At 61.1% G+C, this 17,346-nt stretch carries 21 protein-coding genes; 6 read left to right on the forward strand and 15 right to left on the reverse strand.

Going from position 1 to position 17,346, the window contains the following annotated elements:
* Positions 1-47: 47 nt before the first annotated feature.
* The 5 genes from asnB to SynWH8101_RS14545 form a co-directional block, all read right to left on the reverse strand.
* Positions 48-2,072, reverse strand: coding sequence for an asparagine synthase (glutamine-hydrolyzing) (asnB, locus tag SynWH8101_RS08635; RefSeq protein ID WP_130129418.1), 2,025 nt, complete (start codon positions 2,070-2,072; stop codon positions 48-50).
* A 9-nt stretch (positions 2,073-2,081) separates the two neighbouring features.
* Positions 2,082-3,197, reverse strand: a complete 1,116-nt coding sequence (locus tag SynWH8101_RS08640) for an aspartate carbamoyltransferase (RefSeq protein WP_130130442.1) — start codon at positions 3,195-3,197, stop codon at positions 2,082-2,084.
* Between the two features lie 178 nt (positions 3,198-3,375).
* Positions 3,376-3,504 carry a hypothetical protein gene (locus SynWH8101_RS14540; RefSeq protein WP_255423167.1) on the reverse strand — a complete coding sequence of 43 codons (129 nt, stop codon included), beginning with the start codon at positions 3,502-3,504 and terminating at the stop codon, positions 3,376-3,378.
* Positions 3,505-3,516: 12 nt separating this feature from the next.
* Positions 3,517-4,935 carry an urea transporter gene (locus tag SynWH8101_RS08645; protein WP_130129419.1) on the reverse strand — a complete coding sequence of 473 codons (1,419 nt, stop codon included), beginning with the start codon at positions 4,933-4,935 and terminating at the stop codon, positions 3,517-3,519.
* Positions 4,935-5,063 carry a hypothetical protein gene (locus SynWH8101_RS14545; protein WP_007102131.1) on the reverse strand — a complete coding sequence of 43 codons (129 nt, stop codon included), beginning with the start codon at positions 5,061-5,063 and terminating at the stop codon, positions 4,935-4,937. The genes SynWH8101_RS08645 and SynWH8101_RS14545 overlap by 1 nt, the downstream gene beginning before the upstream one ends.
* A gap of 154 nt (positions 5,064-5,217) precedes the next feature.
* Here SynWH8101_RS14545 and SynWH8101_RS08650 point away from each other — a divergent pair, with 154 nt between their 5' ends.
* Complete coding sequence (locus SynWH8101_RS08650; protein ID WP_130129420.1) at positions 5,218-7,389, forward strand: glutamine synthetase III; 2,172 nt, start codon at positions 5,218-5,220, stop codon at positions 7,387-7,389.
* A gap of 17 nt (positions 7,390-7,406) precedes the next feature.
* On the opposite strand, the gene SynWH8101_RS08655 is transcribed toward SynWH8101_RS08650, so the two are convergent.
* The 5 genes from SynWH8101_RS08655 to SynWH8101_RS14130 form a co-directional block, all read right to left on the reverse strand.
* The gene (locus tag SynWH8101_RS08655) at positions 7,407-8,216 is read right to left on the reverse strand and encodes a metal ABC transporter ATP-binding protein (protein ID WP_174719547.1); all 810 of its coding nucleotides are present in this window, start codon (positions 8,214-8,216) and stop codon (positions 7,407-7,409) included.
* 20 nt (positions 8,217-8,236) lie between these two features.
* Positions 8,237-9,184: a metal ABC transporter substrate-binding protein gene (locus SynWH8101_RS08660; protein ID WP_370586981.1), complete on the reverse strand. Its 948-nt coding sequence runs from the start codon at positions 9,182-9,184 to the stop codon at positions 8,237-8,239.
* Positions 9,185-9,394: 210 nt separating this feature from the next.
* On the reverse strand, positions 9,395-9,652 hold the full coding sequence (locus SynWH8101_RS08665; RefSeq protein WP_130129422.1) for a 2TM domain-containing protein: 258 nt from the start codon (positions 9,650-9,652) through the stop codon (positions 9,395-9,397).
* Positions 9,653-9,683: 31 nt separating this feature from the next.
* Complete coding sequence (locus SynWH8101_RS08670; RefSeq protein WP_130129423.1) at positions 9,684-10,067, reverse strand: STAS/SEC14 domain-containing protein; 384 nt, start codon at positions 10,065-10,067, stop codon at positions 9,684-9,686.
* A gap of 61 nt (positions 10,068-10,128) precedes the next feature.
* Positions 10,129-10,290: a hypothetical protein gene (locus SynWH8101_RS14130; RefSeq protein ID WP_165380965.1), complete on the reverse strand. Its 162-nt coding sequence runs from the start codon at positions 10,288-10,290 to the stop codon at positions 10,129-10,131.
* Between the two features lie 11 nt (positions 10,291-10,301).
* Here SynWH8101_RS14130 and SynWH8101_RS08675 point away from each other — a divergent pair, with 11 nt between their 5' ends.
* From SynWH8101_RS08675 to SynWH8101_RS08695, 5 genes are all read left to right on the forward strand, one after another.
* On the forward strand, positions 10,302-10,961 hold the full coding sequence (locus tag SynWH8101_RS08675) for an ATP-binding cassette domain-containing protein (protein WP_130129424.1): 660 nt from the start codon (positions 10,302-10,304) through the stop codon (positions 10,959-10,961).
* Between the two features lie 2 nt (positions 10,962-10,963).
* Positions 10,964-11,788, forward strand: coding sequence for an iron export ABC transporter permease subunit FetB (fetB, locus tag SynWH8101_RS08680; protein ID WP_130129425.1), 825 nt, complete (start codon positions 10,964-10,966; stop codon positions 11,786-11,788).
* An 83-nt stretch (positions 11,789-11,871) separates the two neighbouring features.
* Complete coding sequence (locus SynWH8101_RS08685) at positions 11,872-12,132, forward strand: hypothetical protein (protein ID WP_130129426.1); 261 nt, start codon at positions 11,872-11,874, stop codon at positions 12,130-12,132.
* Positions 12,133-12,326: 194 nt separating this feature from the next.
* A complete protein-coding gene (locus SynWH8101_RS08690; RefSeq protein ID WP_130129427.1) occupies positions 12,327-12,524 on the forward strand; it encodes a hypothetical protein in 198 nt (65 codons plus the stop codon).
* Positions 12,525-12,786: 262 nt separating this feature from the next.
* Positions 12,787-13,812: a TerB family tellurite resistance protein gene (locus SynWH8101_RS08695; RefSeq protein WP_130129428.1), complete on the forward strand. Its 1,026-nt coding sequence runs from the start codon at positions 12,787-12,789 to the stop codon at positions 13,810-13,812.
* On the opposite strand, the gene SynWH8101_RS08700 is transcribed toward SynWH8101_RS08695, so the two are convergent.
* The 5 genes from SynWH8101_RS08700 to SynWH8101_RS08720 all read right to left on the reverse strand — a co-directional run bounded on the left by SynWH8101_RS08700 (position 13,799) and on the right by SynWH8101_RS08720 (position 17,315).
* Positions 13,799-13,975: a DUF2256 domain-containing protein gene (locus SynWH8101_RS08700; RefSeq protein ID WP_130129429.1), complete on the reverse strand. Its 177-nt coding sequence runs from the start codon at positions 13,973-13,975 to the stop codon at positions 13,799-13,801. The genes SynWH8101_RS08695 and SynWH8101_RS08700 overlap by 14 nt on opposite strands.
* 181 nt (positions 13,976-14,156) lie before the next feature.
* Positions 14,157-14,405, reverse strand: a complete 249-nt coding sequence (locus SynWH8101_RS08705) for a Nif11-like leader peptide family RiPP precursor (protein ID WP_130129430.1) — start codon at positions 14,403-14,405, stop codon at positions 14,157-14,159.
* Positions 14,406-14,587: 182 nt separating this feature from the next.
* Positions 14,588-14,863: a Nif11-like leader peptide family natural product precursor gene (locus SynWH8101_RS08710; protein ID WP_130129431.1), complete on the reverse strand. Its 276-nt coding sequence runs from the start codon at positions 14,861-14,863 to the stop codon at positions 14,588-14,590.
* A 346-nt stretch (positions 14,864-15,209) separates the two neighbouring features.
* The gene (locus tag SynWH8101_RS08715; protein ID WP_254427928.1) at positions 15,210-16,742 is read right to left on the reverse strand and encodes an IS5 family transposase; all 1,533 of its coding nucleotides are present in this window, start codon (positions 16,740-16,742) and stop codon (positions 15,210-15,212) included.
* A gap of 297 nt (positions 16,743-17,039) precedes the next feature.
* The gene (locus tag SynWH8101_RS08720) at positions 17,040-17,315 is read right to left on the reverse strand and encodes a Nif11-like leader peptide family natural product precursor (protein WP_130129432.1); all 276 of its coding nucleotides are present in this window, start codon (positions 17,313-17,315) and stop codon (positions 17,040-17,042) included.
* Positions 17,316-17,346: the final 31 nt, after the last annotated feature.

The raw sequence follows: 17,346 nt of genomic DNA on the forward strand, positions 1-17,346 counted from the left end.
GCAATGCTGAGGCGGTGATGTATCGAGCGCCACCATTCACCATCCGCTCACACGTGCCAGCCGAGGGCATCCGCTTTCTGGCGCGCCTGGGCGGGCACATCGGTGGCAATGAACATCCGATGCAGCATCTGCACCCCGAGCAGATGGTTGATCAGGGCGTCCATCTGCACCCGATCCGCATCGGTGGTGGCGGGATCCTCATGGCGGGCGAACAGGTCGCGCACCCCATCGGCGCTGAGCAGACCGGCCTCGGCGATCGCCGCATCACTGAGGTAGTCGTCGGCCAGCTGGCGCATCTGATTCCACTTGTCGGGCTCGGTGTGGGCCGGAGGAGCCATGAAGGCGAATTTCTCGCGCTTGTAGAGCACCTCGGGCAACAGCCCGGCCATCGCTTCACGCAACACGTATTTCTCCGTTTTGCCCTTGATGCGCAGCTCCGGAGGCACCTGCACCGCCGCCGCGACCAGATGGTGATCCAGGAACGCGGGCCTCGCTTCCATCGAATTGGCCATGTCCACCCGATCGCCACCCCAGGTGAGGATTTGGCCCTCAAGCATGGTCTTGATCCACACGTATTGGGCCTTGTCGAGGGCGTGGCGCCCCTCGAGCTGATCGGCATCGAGGGTGGCGGCAATCGCTTTGCCAGGGGCATAGCCCTCCAGCGCCTGGCGATGGGGCTCCGCCAGCAGGTCGGGCACCAGGGGAGCGCAGGCCAGCCAGGGCTGCAGGCAGCTGGGGGTGAAGCCCACCACCGCATCGAGATCGGGATCATCCACCTGATCCGCCGCCAACATCGCGCCCTGCACCAGGGCATTCGACTGCTGCAGCAGCTCTTCCCAGCTGCGTCGCTCCGCTTCCGGCAGGTCGTTGAAACCATGCAGAAACATGTCGCGGCGGAAGGCGGGATAGCCCCCGAAGAGCTCATCGGAGCCCTCACCGGTCATCACCACCTTGTAATCCACGGCATTCACATGGCGGCTCATCAGAAATTTCGCCACCGCCAGGGTGTTGTAGATCGTGCGTTCGGTGTGCCAGAGGGTGCGCTCCATCCAGCCATAGAGCTCCTTACCCGACAAGCGCATCAGGTCCTGTTCGGCGCCGGTCGCCTCCGCCATCTCCCGGGCGATCGGCGATTCGTCGTAACGGGCGTCATCGAAGCCGATCGTGAACGCCTTCACCGGGTTTTGACTCACCGCCGCCGCCAGCCCGAGGATCGAACAGCTGTCGATACCGCCGGAGAGATAGCAGCCCACCGGCACGTCGGCCACCATGCGCAGCTCCACCGCTTCCAGCAGGGCGGCCCGGATCGTGTCGATATGCTCCTGCTCGGTGATGGCGGCGTCGCGCTCCCCCTGTCTGGGGAAATCAAGATCCCAGTATTTCCAGTGCTCCACCGTGAGCTGGCCCTCGCGGCGACGCACGGTGATGCCATGACCGGGTGGCACCTGGTGCACACCGGCGAAAGCGGTGGTGCCCGGCACCATCGTCTGCATGAGCTGGTGGAAGAGTCCCTCCGAGGTGAAGCGCCGCTCCACAGCCGGATGGGCAAACAGCACCTTGAGCTCGGAGCCGAACACCAAGCCCGCCGGCGTCAGCGCCCAATACTGGGGCTTGATGCCGAAGCGATCCCGCACCAGATGCAGGGCATCGTCGGCTTCGTCGTAGATCGCGAAGGCGAATTCGCCGCGCAGCTGCGGCAGGGTGGCCTCAAGCCCCTGCTGTTGATAGAGGCGCAGCAGAATTTCTGAATCGCTCTTGCTGTCGAAATGCACACCGCGGGCGGTGAGATCGGCGCGGATGCGCTGGAAGTCGTAGAACTCACCGTTGTGGGCCATCAGCAGCCGCGCCCCGGGGCCGGCGGCCTCGCTCAGGAAGGGCTGACGGGCCCGCGTCTCGTTGAGGTCGATGATCGAGAGGCGGGCATGGCAAAAGCCCACGCCGGCATCGTCAAGGCTGCGGTAGCCGAAGCCATCCGGACCACGATGCTCCTGGATCGCGGCCATGTTCACCAGCAGCTGGGGATCGACGCGCTGATGGGCCTGGGCGCTGAACACCCCTCCGATTCCACACATAACGGTTCCTCAGATCACATCCATGACGCGGTCGATGCGCTCCACCATGCAGGTGAGCAACGCCATGCGCAAAAACACCGCACCGCGAGCCTGCGAGAAATACCAGTTGTGGGGCGTGGCGTCCATACAGGTGCTCAACTCCGCACCACGGGCGAGCGGATGCAACACGATGGCGTTGGGCTTGAACGGCAGATCATGGGTGATCCGAAAGGAATCACCGTGGGTCTCGTAGCTGTCGCCCACCCAGGCGATCGCATTGATGTAGAGCACATCCAGTTCGGGCAATTCGCTCCGCAGGCTGGAGGTCCAGCGCACCGTCAGCCCCGCCTCCCGCAACTCCTCCAACTGGCCGGGATCAAACAGATCCCCACTGGCATTGGTGGCGGGATCATGAATGATCACCAGCTCCGACACCATGTAGGGGAATTTGGCCAGGATGCGCAGCAATGAGCGCACCGTGCGCATCCGGCTGGGGATTCCGATCACCCCGATACGGATGCGTTCCGCCTCAGGCAGAGAGGGATTGGCCAGCTCAGGCCGCCATTTAAAGATCGTGTAGAGATCGGCCATCGCCTGGGTGGGATGTTCATCGATGCCGTTGCCCGCATTGATGATCGGGATCCGCAATCCCTCCACCATCTGATACACGGCATCCGCCTGGTTGTCGCGCAACACCACACAATCGCCGTAGTTGTTGAACATGTGGGCGACATCCAGAAGCGATTCCCCCTTGGCGATCCCGGTGGAGCCGCGATCGGTGATGTTGATCGAATCGCCGCCGAGCCGGTGCCAGGCGCTATCGAAGGAGAGGCGGGTGCGGGTGCTCGGTTCATAGAAGGCGTTGATCAGCACCTTGCCGCGCAGGGGATGGTTGTGGGCGATGTAGCGGTTGGGATTGCTCTCAAACTTGGCCGCCAAACGAAACAGCTGCAGCAGAGAATCGGCGCGGAAAGGCCGGATCGAGATCACATGCTGGTCGGCGAGATCCAACAGGGCATCACCGTTCTCCTGCACCGCATTGAGCAGCGACTGGGGATGACTGGATCCGTACACATCCGGGCCAAGACGCTCAAAACGCTGGGGATCGCAGCGATGGTCGCGCTCAATCACAGGACAACTGGCCATAACAACAACAGCGACACCACCGAAGGCGAAGATGTGGAGCGGGTGGGCATCCGGTGTGTCTTTGGACACCCTTAGACCAGGCTGTGCACGGGGGGCGAGCCCATGCACGGTTTTCTTTACGAGATTGACGCGTTTTTGTAGCCGTTCAAACGTTTGACCGGTGCAAAGGTTCGCTGAGCTACCAGATGCGCCCCCGTCGCCATTCGATCCACCAGATCAGCAGCAGGGCGAACACGGCGAGGATCAATCCCAGCAGGCTGCCCACCACCACCAGTTCAAACAGGGTCGGTCCGGCGATCCAGGTCATGGCCAGCATTCCTCAACCCTCCTTCAAGATGTGCCAGGAGAAACGCTCCGGCCACAGCTGGGTGCCCACTGCCATCACCAGGGCCGACACCGCCGCGGAAATCAACGCAGCGCAGTAGGGCGCAATCAGGGTGTAAGCCAGGAGGCCGCACCCACTTCCCGCCACCATCGCAGCGATGGCGGCGGTGCGATTGGCACTACGCCAGTAGAGGCCATAGGCCACCGGCCAGATCGTGGAGGCCACCAGGGCACCGGTGAAGAACAGCACCGAGGCGAGCGAATCCAGCCGCGGCCAGGAGAGTGCCAGGGTGACGACCCCGAGGCCGATCACCACCAGCCGGGTCGCGCGTTTGAGCTCGGCATCGCTGAGCCGGGGGTTGAGCAGTTTGAACACCACATCCTCAGCCACCAGATCGGCCGTGGAGGCGAGCAGAGAATCCAGCGTGGAGGTGAGCGAAGCGAACACCACCACGAACACCATCGCCGCGCCGCCGGCGCCCAGCAGCTGGGAGGCCACCACAGGGAACACCATGTTCACCTGGGGCAGCTCAATCGCCTGGGCCAGCGCCACCAAGCCGATCGAACCGGTCACCACAGGAACGGTCATCCAGGCGAGGCCACCGAACACAAACGAGCGAAACACCACCGAGGGGCGGCTGGCGAACACCCGCGACCACCAGATGTTGTTGTGAAACACCTCACCCATCGAGAAGAGGGCCGAATTCCAGGCGATCAACAGACCGGCGGGAAGCAACAGATTGAGGCGGCCGGGATGGCTGGCCACCAAGGCGCGATGCACCTCCGGCACGGGGAACTGGCGAAAGGCGAGCACGGCCACCACCACCAGGAGCACCATGATCAGCAACGACTGAATGAAATCGGTGCCCACCACGGCGCGCATGCCGCCATAAAGGGTGTAGATCGTGGACACGCCGATCACCACCACCATGCCGAGGCGGTAATCGAAACCCGATAAGGCCTCCAGCAGGATCCCCGCCCCCATCGCCTGGGTCATCAGGAAGCCGAGGGTGTAGATCGCCGTGATCACCATGAACACCCACCAGGCCGCCCGGCCGTAGCGCAGCCGAAAGAAATCGCCGCTAGTGCGACCGGCAGGCATCAGTTGCTTGATGCGCAGGGCCAGCGGGGCGAACAGAATCAGGCCCAAGCCGGCCAGGGCATAGCTGAACATGCCCCAGAGCCCGTTGCGGTAGCCGAATTCGGGCGCCAGCAGGGTGGTGTTGCCGGTCACCCAGGAGGCCATCAGGGTGGCGGTGCTCAAGGCCAGGCCGATATTCCGCCCCGCCAGCATGTAGTCGTCGGCGTCGCCCTTGCCCTTTCGCCCCCAGGACACGCCGAGGGCGATCCAAAGCACGGAGAAGATCACCACCAGAGCCCAGGCGATCCCGGGCGCCAGAAAGGGTTGGGCCATCAATCCGCTCCCTCGAAGGGATCGCGGCCCTGCCAGTGCCGATACCCCTGCCAGATCATCAACGTGGTGGCCAGTGTGACCACGGCACCGAGCCCAAAAATCAGCAGGGCCTGTGGCAAATCATCCATTGGATTGCGTGCTGCCCTGGGGGGAACCTACCCGTGCCGCCAAGGCTTGCCCATTCCGCAAGGGAGAGGAAAACTTTCTGAATCCGTAACAACACCCACATTCAGCCGTCACCGCGCTCCTGTTCTGTGTGATCACTCGACTGGGTCACCCACCATGCCCTCAGCTGCGCGCCTGCAGGCTTATCAGCAGATTCAGCAACGCCAACCGGTTGCTGTGGAGGCCTCCCAGCCCCTCGCCACCACCTGGGCCGACGATGTGTTCACCCTCGAGCGCATGAAGGGTGCCCTGCCCAAGGCGGTGTTCAAATCAATCCAGCGCTCGATCCGTCAGGGCAGCAAACTCGACCTCTCCGTGGCCGATGCCGTCGCCCAGGCGATGAAGGAATGGGCAACCGCCCACGGCGCGCTGTATTACGCCCATGTGTTTTATCCGCTCACCAACCTCACCGCAGAAAAACACGACGGATTCATTTCACCGCAATCGGATGGCTCAGCGATCAGCGAATTCTCCGGCAAGTTGCTGGTGCAGGGCGAACCGGATGGGTCGTCGTTTCCCAATGGCGGCATTCGCTCCACCTTTGAAGCCCGCGGTTACACCGCCTGGGATGTCACCAGCCCCGCCTATCTGATGCGCACACCGAATGGGGTGACGCTCTGCATTCCCACCGTGTTCGTGAGCTGGACCGGGGAAGCCCTCGACAAAAAAACACCTCTGCTGCGCTCCAATGCGGCGATGGATCAGCAGGCGCGCCGGCTTCTGCAGCTCCTGGGCGAAACCGAAATCGCACCGGTGAATTCCAGTTGCGGTGCGGAGCAGGAGTATTTCCTGGTTGACGAAGCCTTTGCCGCCCTGCGCCCCGACCTGCGCCTCGCCGGTCGCACCCTCTACGGCGCTCCGCCAGCGAAAGGGCAGCAGTTTGACGACCACTATTTCGGGGCGATCCCGGAGCGGGTGCAGGTGTTCATGCAAGACGTGGAGCAACAGCTCTATCGCCTCGGCATCCCGGCCAAAACCCGTCACAACGAAGTGGCGCCGGGACAGTTTGAAATCGCGCCGTTCCACGAAGCGGCCAATGTGGCCACCGATCACCAGCAGCTGATCATGACCGTGCTGCGCAGCACGGCCAAACGCCATGGCTTCACCTGCCTGCTGCACGAAAAACCGTTCGCGGGCGTGAACGGTAGTGGCAAACACGTGAACTGGTCGGTGGGGAACAGCACCCAGGGCAACCTGCTCGACCCCGGCGACACCCCGCATCAGAACCTGCAGTTTCTGCTCTTCTGCGCCGCGGTGATCCGGGGCGTCCACCGCTTCGGCCCCCTGATGCGCACGGCGATCGCCACCGCCAGCAATGATCACCGCCTCGGCGCCAACGAGGCCCCGCCGGCGATCATCTCGGTGTATCTCGGCAGCCAGCTCGAGGAGGTGTTCTCCCAGATCCAGAGCGGGTCTTTGAGCGGCTCGGCGAGCAAGGCGCTGATGTCGCTGGGGATCGACACCCTGCCCGAACTCAACCGCGATCCGGGCGATCGCAACCGCACCTCCCCCTTCGCCTTCACCGGCAACCGCTTCGAATTCCGCGCCGTTGGCTCCGGCCAGTCCGTGGCCGGCCCCCTGGTGGTGCTGAACACGATCCTGGCCGATTCGATCGCCTGGGTGGCCGACCAGCTGGAGGACCTGCTCAAGGCCGGCTCCTCCCTGGAGGAAGCGGGCTTCCAGGTGATCAAACGCACCATGGACGACCACGGTGCCGTGGTGTTCGGCGGCGATGGCTACTCAAGCGAGTGGCATCACAAAGCCGTGGAGGAACGCGGGCTGGAGAACCTGCGCACCACCGCCGATGCCCTGCCGGTGCTGCATCGCCCCGAGATCCGCGAGCTGTTCGAGCGTCAGGGGGTGCTGAGCCCGGTGGAGCTCGAAAGCCGCTTCGAGGTCTATGCCGAGCAATACGTGCTGGCGATCGAAGTGGAGGCCCGGCTGGCGTTACGTCTGGCCCGCACCCAGGTGCTGCCCGCCGTGATGGCCTATCAACGCACGCTCACGGAAGTGATGCTGGAGCAGAAACACCTACACCAACCGGTCACACCGGAGATCCCCGCCACGATCGCTGAGGGGATCGGCATCGTGAGCAGCCGATCCACCGAACTCGAGCGGGCGATCAAGAGCCTGCCCGAAAGCGATGCCGTCGCCCAGATGCGCTACTGCGCCGACACCCTGCTGCCTCTGATGGAGGCACTGCGCGGTGCGGTGGATGGCCTGGAAGAGCTGGTGGATGACAAGCTCTGGCCGCTTCCCACCTACGAAGAGATGCTGTTCATGCGCTGAGTCAACCAGAGACTCACTCAGGCGGTGGGCTCATCGGAACTGTGACCGGTGAGCAGATCCGGGGGGAGCCCACCGAAGGCGAGGGAGAGGTTCTCTGGCGTGAACACCTCCGAAGTCTCGCCATAGGCGAGCACGGTTTTGTTGATCAGCACCACGAGGTCGCAAAAATCGCGCACATGGCTGAGGTCGTGGGTGGAGATCAGGATCGTGCGCCCCTCGCGGCGGAACTGGAAAAACAGTTCAGCCATCAGTTTCTCGGTGCGCACATCCACACCGTTGAACGGCTCATCCAGAAGCAGCACTGAGGCTCCCTGGGCGATGGCCCGGGCCAGAAAAGCCCGCTTGCGCTGACCGCCGGAAAGGGCGCCGATCGGGCGATGGCGCAGATCGAGCAGATCCACCCGGCTCAGGGCCTCACGCACCGCCACGCGATCGGCCTGGCTGGGAATCCGCAGCAGATTCATGGCGCCGTATCGCCCCATCATCACCACATCCCACACCGACACAGGAAAGGCGCAATCGATCCCCTCGTTCTGGGGCACATAGGCCACGGCCTGTTCACGCTGGGCCTCACTCACCTGCAGGCCATTGATCCGGATCCTGCCCCGACTGGGCCGTAGAAAGCCTGTGAGGGCTTTGAAGAGGGTGGATTTACCAGCGCCATTCATCCCCACCAGGCCGCAGATGCAGCCAGGGGGCAAATGCAGCGATGCGTCGTAAAGGGCAACGCTGCCGTTGTAGTCCACGCAAAGCTGATCCACGTCGATGCGGTTGGAATCAGCAGCAGGGAGGCTCCCCACCCGGTGCCCGCGTCGCTGCTCCCCCATCCAGGCATCGATCGAAGCCGTCATCCTGGCAGGTCTGATCCCTTCAGCCCGTCGAGCAGCAGCTTGACGTTGTGGCGCTGCAGATCGATCAGGGTGGGGGCTGGTCCACCGGGCTCTGAAAGGGAATCGACGTAGAAACTGCCGCCGAAGCGGGCGCCGCTGGCACGGGCCACCTCCCGCTGCGCCTTGTCGCTCACGGTGGTTTCGCAGAACACCACCGGCACCTGGCGCGAGCGCACGGTCTCGATCAACTGCACCATCCGGCGGGGCGTGATCTGACTCTCCGCATTCACCGGCCAGAGATAGGCCTCCTCAAGGCCATAGTCATGGGCGAGATAGCTGAAGGCTCCTTCGCAGCTCACCAGCACCCGTTGCTTGGGCGGGATGGTTGCCAGGGCCACACGCAGCTCCTGATCCAGCGCCTGCAGGCGCTGCTTGTAGGCCGCTCCGTTCTGCTGATACGTGGTCTGTCCCTCCGGATCCAGTTGGCTGAACGCGTCCACCAGGCGATCCACATACACCTGGGCTCGCTTAGGGGACATCCAGGCATGGGGATTGGCTTGGCCCGCAGCGGCATCCGAGGCGATCAGCAGCGGCTCCATCCCTTGCGAGAGGGTCACGGTGGGCACATCGCCGGCCGAGGCGATGTAACGCTTCGCCCAGCGCTCCAGCCCAAAGCCGTTCTCCACAATCAGATCCGCCCCGGCAGCCCGCTCCATGTCGCTGGGAGTGGGTTCATAGCCATGCACCTCGGCACCGATCCGGGTGATCGATTGCACATCGAGGCGATCACCGGCCACCTGCCGTGCCATATCGGCCAGCACGGTGAAGGTGGTGAGCACGCGCGGGCGACCGTCCACGGCCTGCGGCGGGGTTGATCGAGGCTCACCGCAGGCCACCAGCAACGCCAGAGCAGCGGCTCCCCCCAGGCGAAGCAAGGCCGACCCCACCCCTCCGACGCACGCCATCATCCCGCGATCAACAGCAGCTTGTTCCAGAAAACGCTAAAGAAGTGCCGTCTCTCCCCTGCCGCCTCCGCACACGATGAATAGCGAATCCCAGATCTGGCCGGTGGTGCTGGTGTCAGCCACGGTTGTGATTCTGCTGATGATCCTCTCGATCACCAGCACCGGCAGCGGCGAAGTCGTGGGGGTGGGCTGAGCTGGAGCCCGACACCCTCAAGAGCGACGCATCTCCTGTTCGATCTCTGCCTCACTGAAACCAGGGTCGGGGTGGGCTGCCGTCCAGGCCTGGATTAACAGCGAGAGCCCCCAGAACGCGATCGGATAGATCGGCCAGAAAAAGCCACGATCGCTGCCCAGCCACACCAGCACCAGAACCACGTTCACCACCACATAGAGGCGGAACTGGTTGTTCAGGTTGCGCCGACGGCGCAACCGTTGCAGAGCCTCATGACGCGCCGCTTCATCATTCATGGAAATGCAGGCGAGGGAACAAAGGAACGACTCAGGCGCTGATCCAGGCTTCCGCCTCGCTGCGGTCGTGGAAGTGACGCATCTCGCCGGCGAGCAGCAGCTTGCCGATGTTGCTTAGCAACTCCATCCAACGGGCTTCGGTGACCAAAGCCATCCGCTCCACCTGGCGGCCGTGGGTCATCACCACCTTGAGGTCGTCGAGCGCTGCGCGCAGTTCCCACCCCTGAAGCTCGCGGGCATCAAACAGCAAGCGCAAGCGATCACCGGTCTGTTCCGCAAACGCCGCATCCAGTTGGGGCATGAAGGCGACGTAGTCGTCATGGGTGAGGGTGCCCCGAGCGGTGACGCGAACCACGGGAACTGGACCCAACGTCAACGACTCGATCTGGAGGCCATGGCTGGTGGAGGTCGTCATCAGTGTTGCTGCGGTTACCCCAGCGTTAGCAACATTGGAGCCGAGAGCAGCCAATGTCGCCTTAATCGTCAAAGTCATGGTCGTGCTTGTTCATCGCTTCGATCACCAGGTCGTGGATCATCAATCGGGTTTCCAGGCGACTGTGATGGGCCACCGTGCGCTGGATCACGTAGTACACGACCAACATCACGGGGAGAACGGCGATGCAGGTGATTTCATACATGGCGTTCAGACATGAACGGCTCTTCCACCAGCATGCCGCTGTTTTCCGCCCGTGCACTGGAGCCGATCCAGGCCGGTCGGGCCTGCTGGCAGCAGATCAGCTTTTCCCTGCAAAAGGGCGATCGGCTCGGCCTTGTCGCCCCATCCGGTGCAGGCAAAACCCTGCTGCTACGCGCCTTGGCTCAACTCGACCCCCTGCGCAGCGGTGACCTCTCATGCCGTGGCACCAGCCCCGGGCAGCTAGGCATGACGCAATGGCGCGCCATGGTGATGCTGGTGGCGCAACGCTGCGCCGTGACACCAGGAACGGTAGAAGACAATCTGCGCCTGCCACTGCACTGGCGCCAACATCGCCACCAGACCAGCTGGCAGCCCGCCACGATCGTGGCCTGGCTGGAAGCGCTGGGGCGCACGAGCGACTTTCTCGGCTGGGATGCGGAGCAACTCTCTGGCGGTGAGCAGCAAGTGCTGAACCTGCTCCGGGCCCTGCAACTGCAACCGGCGGTGCTGCTGCTCGACGAATGCACCGCCTCGCTCGACCCCACCACCTGCCGAGCGATGGAGACCCTGCTGCAGCGCTGGCTCAGCGAGGCGGAACGCGCCTGCGTGTTCACCAGCCATGACCCGGATCAGATCGAGCGCTTCTGCAACCGGGTGCTGGCACTGCCATGAGCATGGGCACGGGGGCCATCGCCATCAGCAACGGACAGCTGGCCGCATCGGCGAGCTTGATACTCCTGAACATCGTCCTGTCGATGGGCCTGCGCCTCGGCCTGGGGCGCTCCCTGCTGCTGGCATCGGTCCGGATGGTGGTGCAACTGCTGCTGATCGGGCAGGTGCTGCAGTGGCTGTTTCTGCAACAAAACCCTGGCCTGATCCTTGCCCTGTCGCTGTTGATGGCCCTCATGGCCAGCCTGGCTGCGGTGCATCGCACCCGACACCGTTTCGCCGGGATTTACTGGCAAAGCTTCCTGAGCATCACCGCCTCCGCGGCCCTTGTCACGGGTCTGGCGATGGCCGGCATCATCCGGGTGCAACCCTGGACCACAGCGCAATATTGGATTCCGCTTCTGGGGATGGTGTTGGGTAACACGCTCAATGCAATCTCACTCGGACTCGACACGTTGATGGAGCGAATGCTGAGTCAACGCGCGATTCTCGAATGTGCACTTTCACTCGGTGCCAGTCGGTGGGAAGCCTGCAGACCGCAGGTGCGTGAAGCCATTCGTGTGGCGATGATTCCCACCATCAATTCGATGATGGTGATGGGTCTGGTGAGCCTGCCTGGAATGATGACAGGCCAGATCCTTGAAGGGGCGCTGCCTTCCGCTGCAGTGCGCTATCAAATCGTGATTCTGTTCATGATTGCCTCGGCCACAGCCCTTGGCGTCACAGCGATTGTTGCCCTTGCCTACCTGCATCTCACCAGCCCTCAACACCATCTACGCCTCGATCGCCTGCAACGCCTCGATCAACCAATGAGGAAACGGATCCTTTAGGGCAAAGGGTGATTCACCCGATACCCGGCCATGGTGATCCCAATCATCAACAACACCAAGGCCAGCGAACCCAGCCAATCCACATGATTCATACGCTCTCCCTCGCGCCCGACTTCTTTATTAAAAACCGGGCAAGCGACTGGCACAAGGGCGGTCGAGAGCGAACACGCAAATCTTTACAACAAATCGTTTCAGGCGATGGATCGCGGCCAATTTCATACTTCAAAGCAAAAAATCACCGGGAAAGCATCAAGAACCACTACCGCGCCCCGGCGTGGCCAGCCAGCAAAGCGCCCACCAACAACTGGCACAGTGCCAGTGCGAAGGCCAAGGTGTGGTTGTGAGGAGTGCCCCTCCGATCCGGAGTCGAAACAAGGTCAGACGCCTGGATTCGGATGTGCCACAGAGCCCTGCCTTCGGCGGGGCTTTTTTCTTGCCGCCTCTCCCAAACGCATCCAGAACCACCCGGGAAAATGACGCCACCGCTACACCCGCTGCGGCGCCAAGTCGGTTCAGTGCAAGGAGATTCAGCGACGCGATGCGCGCGCTCTCCATCCACTTGCTGATCCTGGCCCGCCTGGTGGCTAACGACGGCATCTTCCTCGACAAGCGGCGCATGCCCCAGCGAACCCGTTCGCGTGAAGTGAATGCGGCGATTCAACGCACCTGGCGCCGGGGAGGACGACCACGATCCGGACAATCAGCCGATCGTCCACACCAGATCTGGTGCACCTGAACCCGGAAGCGCCAACGTGGCGATGCAGGCTTCCCGAAAGGGTGCCAAACCCGGCCCACCACACCAGATCTGGGACTTGCGCCGAGCCAACCACCAGGACTATTGGTATGTGCGGTGGATGGCACGACGCGTTTTCGCTCTAGCGTCCGCTCAGGGTCGGGTGATGGGGCACATCACCGACTGACGTGACCCCCGGTCTTGAAGCCGGGGGATTTTTATGGGGCCTTGCTATCAACTGGGGATCCAGGTCGTTCCTGACACGATGACCATCCATCCCGGCCGCCACCTCTCCCCCGAACTGCGCCAGTGCCTGGGGCAGGCCGGCCTGCCCTGCCTGATGACCATGGCGCGCCTGCGCGGAGAGCCATCGGAGCGGGCCCTGGCGGCGATTCGCGGCATCCGTGATCACCTGCTGGAGTTGCCGGACGTGGATCTGAGCCGTCTGCCCAGCCTGGAGCCGGAGGCAATGGCCGCGGGCATCACGGCCTGCGATGCCGATCCGGAATGGCGGGAACGCATCCTCCGAGGCATGACCCTGGTGGCCCTATTCGATGGCGAGCCCAGCCCTGAGGCCCTGGAGCTGCTGGAACGCACCGCCCGCAGCTTCCAGGTGAACGCATCGCCAGTGCGCTCCTACCGGAATGTGATGCAGGAGCGCCTAGGGATGGTGCGCCTCGATCTGGTGCGACGCAGCTTTGTGCGCGATGCAGCACGCGCCACCTTGCGGGATGGGGGGCTACCGATGCTGGCTGCCACCTTGAAGGTGGTGAGCGGACACCGTGATCAGGCCACCCTGGAGCGGTTCCAGGCCCTGCAGGACTACCCGAGCGGCAGCTTCGGCAAGGCCTACGCCGACTTCATCAGCATCAATCAGTTCAATTTCCCAGGTGATGTGGGCGGACCGCCGGTGCCGGTGTTTCGCCACGACTGTTGCCATGTGCTGGGCGGATACGGCACCACGGCAGCGGAAGAAGGCGGTGTGGTGGGCTTCCAGGCCGGTTTCGAGCACCTCGATCCCTTTGATGTGGTGATGTTCGCCATGGCGGAATTCGAGCTGGGGATCGGCGCCTCACCGTTCATCCCTGGGGAATTCGGCCAACTCGATCCCGACCGCCTGTTCGCAGGGCTGGAACACGGCAGCCACGTGAGCACCGATCTGATCCGCGACATCGATCCCTGGGACCATTTCGCCGATCCGCTGGAGGAGGTGCGTCAACGCTTTGCCATTCCTCCCCGGGGCCGCAACCCTGAGTATCCCCAGCCCAGTGCTGCCCCTATTCAGGATTGAGGTCGGCAAGGCGTTCGCGCTGTTGCTGACGGTTGCGATCACGGCGACACCGCTCTGAGCAGTAGCGCACCTCATCCCACACGTCCTTCCACTTGCGACGCCACTGAAACGGGCGTCCGCACACGGCACAGATCTTGGTGGGGCGATCACGCGGTCGCGTCATTGGAGCCAAGGCACTACGCAGCCATAGGGATCAACTCAGAATCATCGCGCCCATGCACAGGCACTGCAGGATGCGGTGGGCGCCCCTTCTGAAACAAGCAGGGTTAGTGGAGGATTCTGTGGGAAGAAGGCGATGGTCAGCCAAACCATTAAAATTGAAAAAGGATCCTTAATAATCTCGCCTAATCACAGCCCTGTATTTTACTTTTAAATTCCCAGTAAAATTCAGCCAACCCACCAGCCAAGCCTTCCAGCTCCTCCTCAGAAACCTCTGCCTGAGATTTCTTCAACTCATCAGCAGAAATCACATAGCCCGCAGCCTTGGCAATGGCCACCACGGCATCGGCATCGCCTGCCGCCTTCAGCTTCTCCTGAAGCCCTGCATCAGCCATGACTGCTTCCAGGAAAGCTTTAAGTTGATTTTCTGACATCGCTTTGAGAGTGAGAGGTGTGATGACATCCAGTATGGCCTATCTGTCTTCAGGCTGCGTTGATAGCAAAGGCGCCAGGAACTGGCGACTAAATGAAGGATCTTTGTGGAATATTGAAGAAATAAAAAAACCCCTGAGTTCTGCAGAGACTTGGGGGTAAAAGGTGAAATAAGTCCCTTCCGCTACATTGGTCCCGACGCGACTCTACCGACCGGATCCACATCAATCCCATAAATCCTCATAATTCCCTGCACAGCCCACCTCCCAGCCACGCCTTCCAGCTCCTTTTCGGAAATCTCTGCCTGAGATTTCTTCAACTCATCAGCAGAAATCACAAAACCCGCAGCTTTCGCAATCGCCACCACGGCATCCGCATCACCTGCCGCCTTCAGCTTCTCCTGGAGATCTGCATCAGCCTTGACGGCTGCCAGGAAAGCCTTGAGTTGCTCTTCTGACATCACTTGGAGTGGGGGCGGTGTAGATCACTCCAGTATCGCCCAACTTCATCCTCTTCGCAGCAAGATGGGATAACGTACGCACAAACAACTACTACAGCGAGTGAGATGAGACTTCCCCAAAAAAGTGCTTTTTACCACCTCGCCGAGCTGGCGCAACAACGATCGAATAGCATTCGCAATGGAAATAAAAAACGCAAGTTGTCGGTATAAATTTTGATGCATCTTACATAGTACAGGAGGGATAGATGCCGAGACTTACCTTGGCATTCATTAGGGCTTCCTGAGAAAGTGAGCCCGAGCCCAATCCGTCAAAGACCTGAGCTCGAATGGCCTGGAGTCTTGTAGTTCATGCGGGGGCCACCTGATTACTCAGATACGCGTAACGTGAATCCTTCCCTGGTTCATTGCCGAGGAGAAGCTGGAGCCAGTACGCAAAAAAGACAAAAAGAAGCTCCAGCAGCTTCTCCAGGTTCATCACCAAAACATTCAGTGCAATGGTTGAACCCTGTGTCGCAGGGAGCTTCTCACGAATCAGGCCCAGTCCAAAGCGCCGCTTGCCTTGTCCAATCTTGCCTTCAACGGCATTCCTTTGGCGCTGGTCATCGATGAATTGCTGCTTCTCTGCCGCCACCAACTCAGGATCGTTCTTCGGCCGTCCCAGACGGGGGCCGCTCAAGCGGATTCCGTGACGCTGACAGAATGCACGGTTTGATCTTGACCGGTAGATCTGGTCAGCACAAATCACTTTCGGATAGTGACCATATCGGCGGCGATAGGCGATCGCTTGAGCCTTGAGGTCCTCTCCTTCGTTATAGGGGTCGTAGCTGAGCCGATCAAGGAAGATGAATCCCTCACCGGTGACAGAGATTGAGATCTTGGCTCCGAACTCAACATTGCAACGAGCTTTCCCGCGTACAATCGGTCTGACATGTGCCTGGCAGAGGCTGACGATGCGAGCAGGGATGCTTCTGCTGTCTGCGTGATAGAGAATGGTCTGCTGTCGGACCAGCTCGCTGATCACAAGCAGCTTCTGGTAGATATGTCGTCCAGCAGCCAGAAGGCAGCCACCACAAGCGATCAGGGCGTCAATACTTGCCAGATTCCTCTTGAGATAGCCAAGCTGCTGCTTGATCGCCTTGCGGATCTTGCTGATACGGGGCTTCTTCTTCTTGGCCACAGCAAGAAACTGCTGTCTCGCCTTTTTGCGGTGTGTACGCGGCTTGTGGCCAAAGCGTTCCCTGACCTGAGGATGCATCGCGTCAATCAGGATCTCAGTCACCTCCCTGGCTTCATTGAGCAGGGATAGATCGGTGGGATGACGGATATCCACCGGCGCACAGGTGGCATCGATTAAGAGTGAACCCTGGTTCGCCTGCTTCTGGGGTGACGGTTGTGGCTGGTCGGCTGTGCTGGTCGATCCGCCTCCACTGCCGTCGTCGTCGCCGGGATCATGGTCAATGGATGAGCGAATCACCTTCAGGCCATGGCGCACAATTCGTTCGTTGCAGTCATTCACAACAGCTTCCGGCAGGCGCTTGCGGAAATACACCATCATCGATGGATCAAACGGTGCCGAATACTGGAATGCTTCCAGGCCGATGAAGAACTGCAAGTATGGGTTCTCCTTGATCTGCTCGACCAGTTCTTCATCCGTGAGCCCGAGGCGAGCCTTGATGATCAAGGCACCCAGTGCCATGCGAAAGGGCTTTGCTGGCGCTCCAAATCCCTTGCAGAACTGAGCCGCGTAATCATCCTCCAGCTCATCCCACGGAATGAGCTCAGCCAGCTTGATCCAGCGATTGTCACCCGAGAGTTTGCCACCAAACGGCAGGAAGAAGTCTTCGAACGAGAGCTGATGACGATGCTCACGCCGGTACATGTGGAAAACTCCGGGCCGCTTTTGGGCTCAAATTGGCCAGTTCTCGCACATTTTAGCGTCAAAAAGAGCTGACATCCATTGCGCTGCAGTGGATCCGGTCTTGTTCAGGAAGCCCTCATTAAATCTTGACTTGGCGCACAGAACCCCTTGCTGAGCCCATAGCCAGCCAAGCTAATAGCATTTAGCCGGGCATTGGATATTAATTAAAGGCTTAGAATTGATTATTAATTAAACAAATTTATCTGCACTTGTGGAAGCGATGCAGAAAAATATCAACTCAGGAAGAGAGATTTTCAATTAACAAGCCGCAAACCCACCACAGGAGAAACTATCACCGACATCCTCGTAGTCAGTCATAATCCCGCACCACCAACCACCACCAGCCATGCCTTCCAGCTCCTTTTCTGAAACCTCTGCTTGAGACCCTTGGAGCTCTTCAGCAGAAATCAAAAAGCCCGCAGCCTTGGCAATCGCCACCACGGCATCAGCATCTCCAGTCGCCTTCAGCTTCTCCTGTAGCCCCGCATCAGCCTTGACGGCTTCCAGGAAGGCTTTCAGTTGCTCTTCTGACATGATTTTTGAGAAGGGGAGGTGAGAACTCCAT

This window comes from Synechococcus sp. WH 8101 (assembly GCF_004209775.1).
Taxonomy (GTDB): Bacteria; Cyanobacteriota; Cyanobacteriia; order PCC-6307; family Cyanobiaceae; genus Synechococcus_C.

Coding starts and splice junctions, on each gene's coding strand:
- asnB (WP_130129418.1), bottom strand. CDS start 2,072: ATGTGTGGAATCGGAGGGGTGTTCAGCGCCCAGGCCCATCAGCGCGTC.
- SynWH8101_RS08640 (WP_130130442.1), bottom strand. CDS start 3,197: ATGGCCAGTTGTCCTGTGATTGAGCGCGACCATCGCTGCGATCCCCAG.
- SynWH8101_RS14540 (WP_255423167.1), bottom strand. CDS start 3,504: ATGACCTGGATCGCCGGACCGACCCTGTTTGAACTGGTGGTGGTGGGC.
- SynWH8101_RS08645 (WP_130129419.1), bottom strand. CDS start 4,935: ATGGCCCAACCCTTTCTGGCGCCCGGGATCGCCTGGGCTCTGGTGGTG.
- SynWH8101_RS14545 (WP_007102131.1), bottom strand. CDS start 5,063: ATGGATGATTTGCCACAGGCCCTGCTGATTTTTGGGCTCGGTGCCGTG.
- SynWH8101_RS08650 (WP_130129420.1), top strand. CDS start 5,218: ATGCCCTCAGCTGCGCGCCTGCAGGCTTATCAGCAGATTCAGCAACGC.
- SynWH8101_RS08655 (WP_174719547.1), bottom strand. CDS start 8,216: ATGGGGGAGCAGCGACGCGGGCACCGGGTGGGGAGCCTCCCTGCTGCT.
- SynWH8101_RS08660 (WP_370586981.1), bottom strand. CDS start 9,184: ATGGCGTGCGTCGGAGGGGTGGGGTCGGCCTTGCTTCGCCTGGGGGGA.
- SynWH8101_RS08665 (WP_130129422.1), bottom strand. CDS start 9,652: ATGAATGATGAAGCGGCGCGTCATGAGGCTCTGCAACGGTTGCGCCGT.
- SynWH8101_RS08670 (WP_130129423.1), bottom strand. CDS start 10,067: ATGACGACCTCCACCAGCCATGGCCTCCAGATCGAGTCGTTGACGTTG.
- SynWH8101_RS14130 (WP_165380965.1), bottom strand. CDS start 10,290: ATGTATGAAATCACCTGCATCGCCGTTCTCCCCGTGATGTTGGTCGTG.
- SynWH8101_RS08675 (WP_130129424.1), top strand. CDS start 10,302: ATGAACGGCTCTTCCACCAGCATGCCGCTGTTTTCCGCCCGTGCACTG.
- fetB (WP_130129425.1), top strand. CDS start 10,964: ATGGGCACGGGGGCCATCGCCATCAGCAACGGACAGCTGGCCGCATCG.
- SynWH8101_RS08685 (WP_130129426.1), top strand. CDS start 11,872: ATGATTCATACGCTCTCCCTCGCGCCCGACTTCTTTATTAAAAACCGG.
- SynWH8101_RS08690 (WP_130129427.1), top strand. CDS start 12,327: ATGCGCGCGCTCTCCATCCACTTGCTGATCCTGGCCCGCCTGGTGGCT.
- SynWH8101_RS08695 (WP_130129428.1), top strand. CDS start 12,787: ATGACCATCCATCCCGGCCGCCACCTCTCCCCCGAACTGCGCCAGTGC.
- SynWH8101_RS08700 (WP_130129429.1), bottom strand. CDS start 13,975: ATGACGCGACCGCGTGATCGCCCCACCAAGATCTGTGCCGTGTGCGGA.
- SynWH8101_RS08705 (WP_130129430.1), bottom strand. CDS start 14,405: ATGTCAGAAAATCAACTTAAAGCTTTCCTGGAAGCAGTCATGGCTGAT.
- SynWH8101_RS08710 (WP_130129431.1), bottom strand. CDS start 14,863: ATGTCAGAAGAGCAACTCAAGGCTTTCCTGGCAGCCGTCAAGGCTGAT.
- SynWH8101_RS08715 (WP_254427928.1), bottom strand. CDS start 16,742: ATGTACCGGCGTGAGCATCGTCATCAGCTCTCGTTCGAAGACTTCTTC.
- SynWH8101_RS08720 (WP_130129432.1), bottom strand. CDS start 17,315: ATGTCAGAAGAGCAACTGAAAGCCTTCCTGGAAGCCGTCAAGGCTGAT.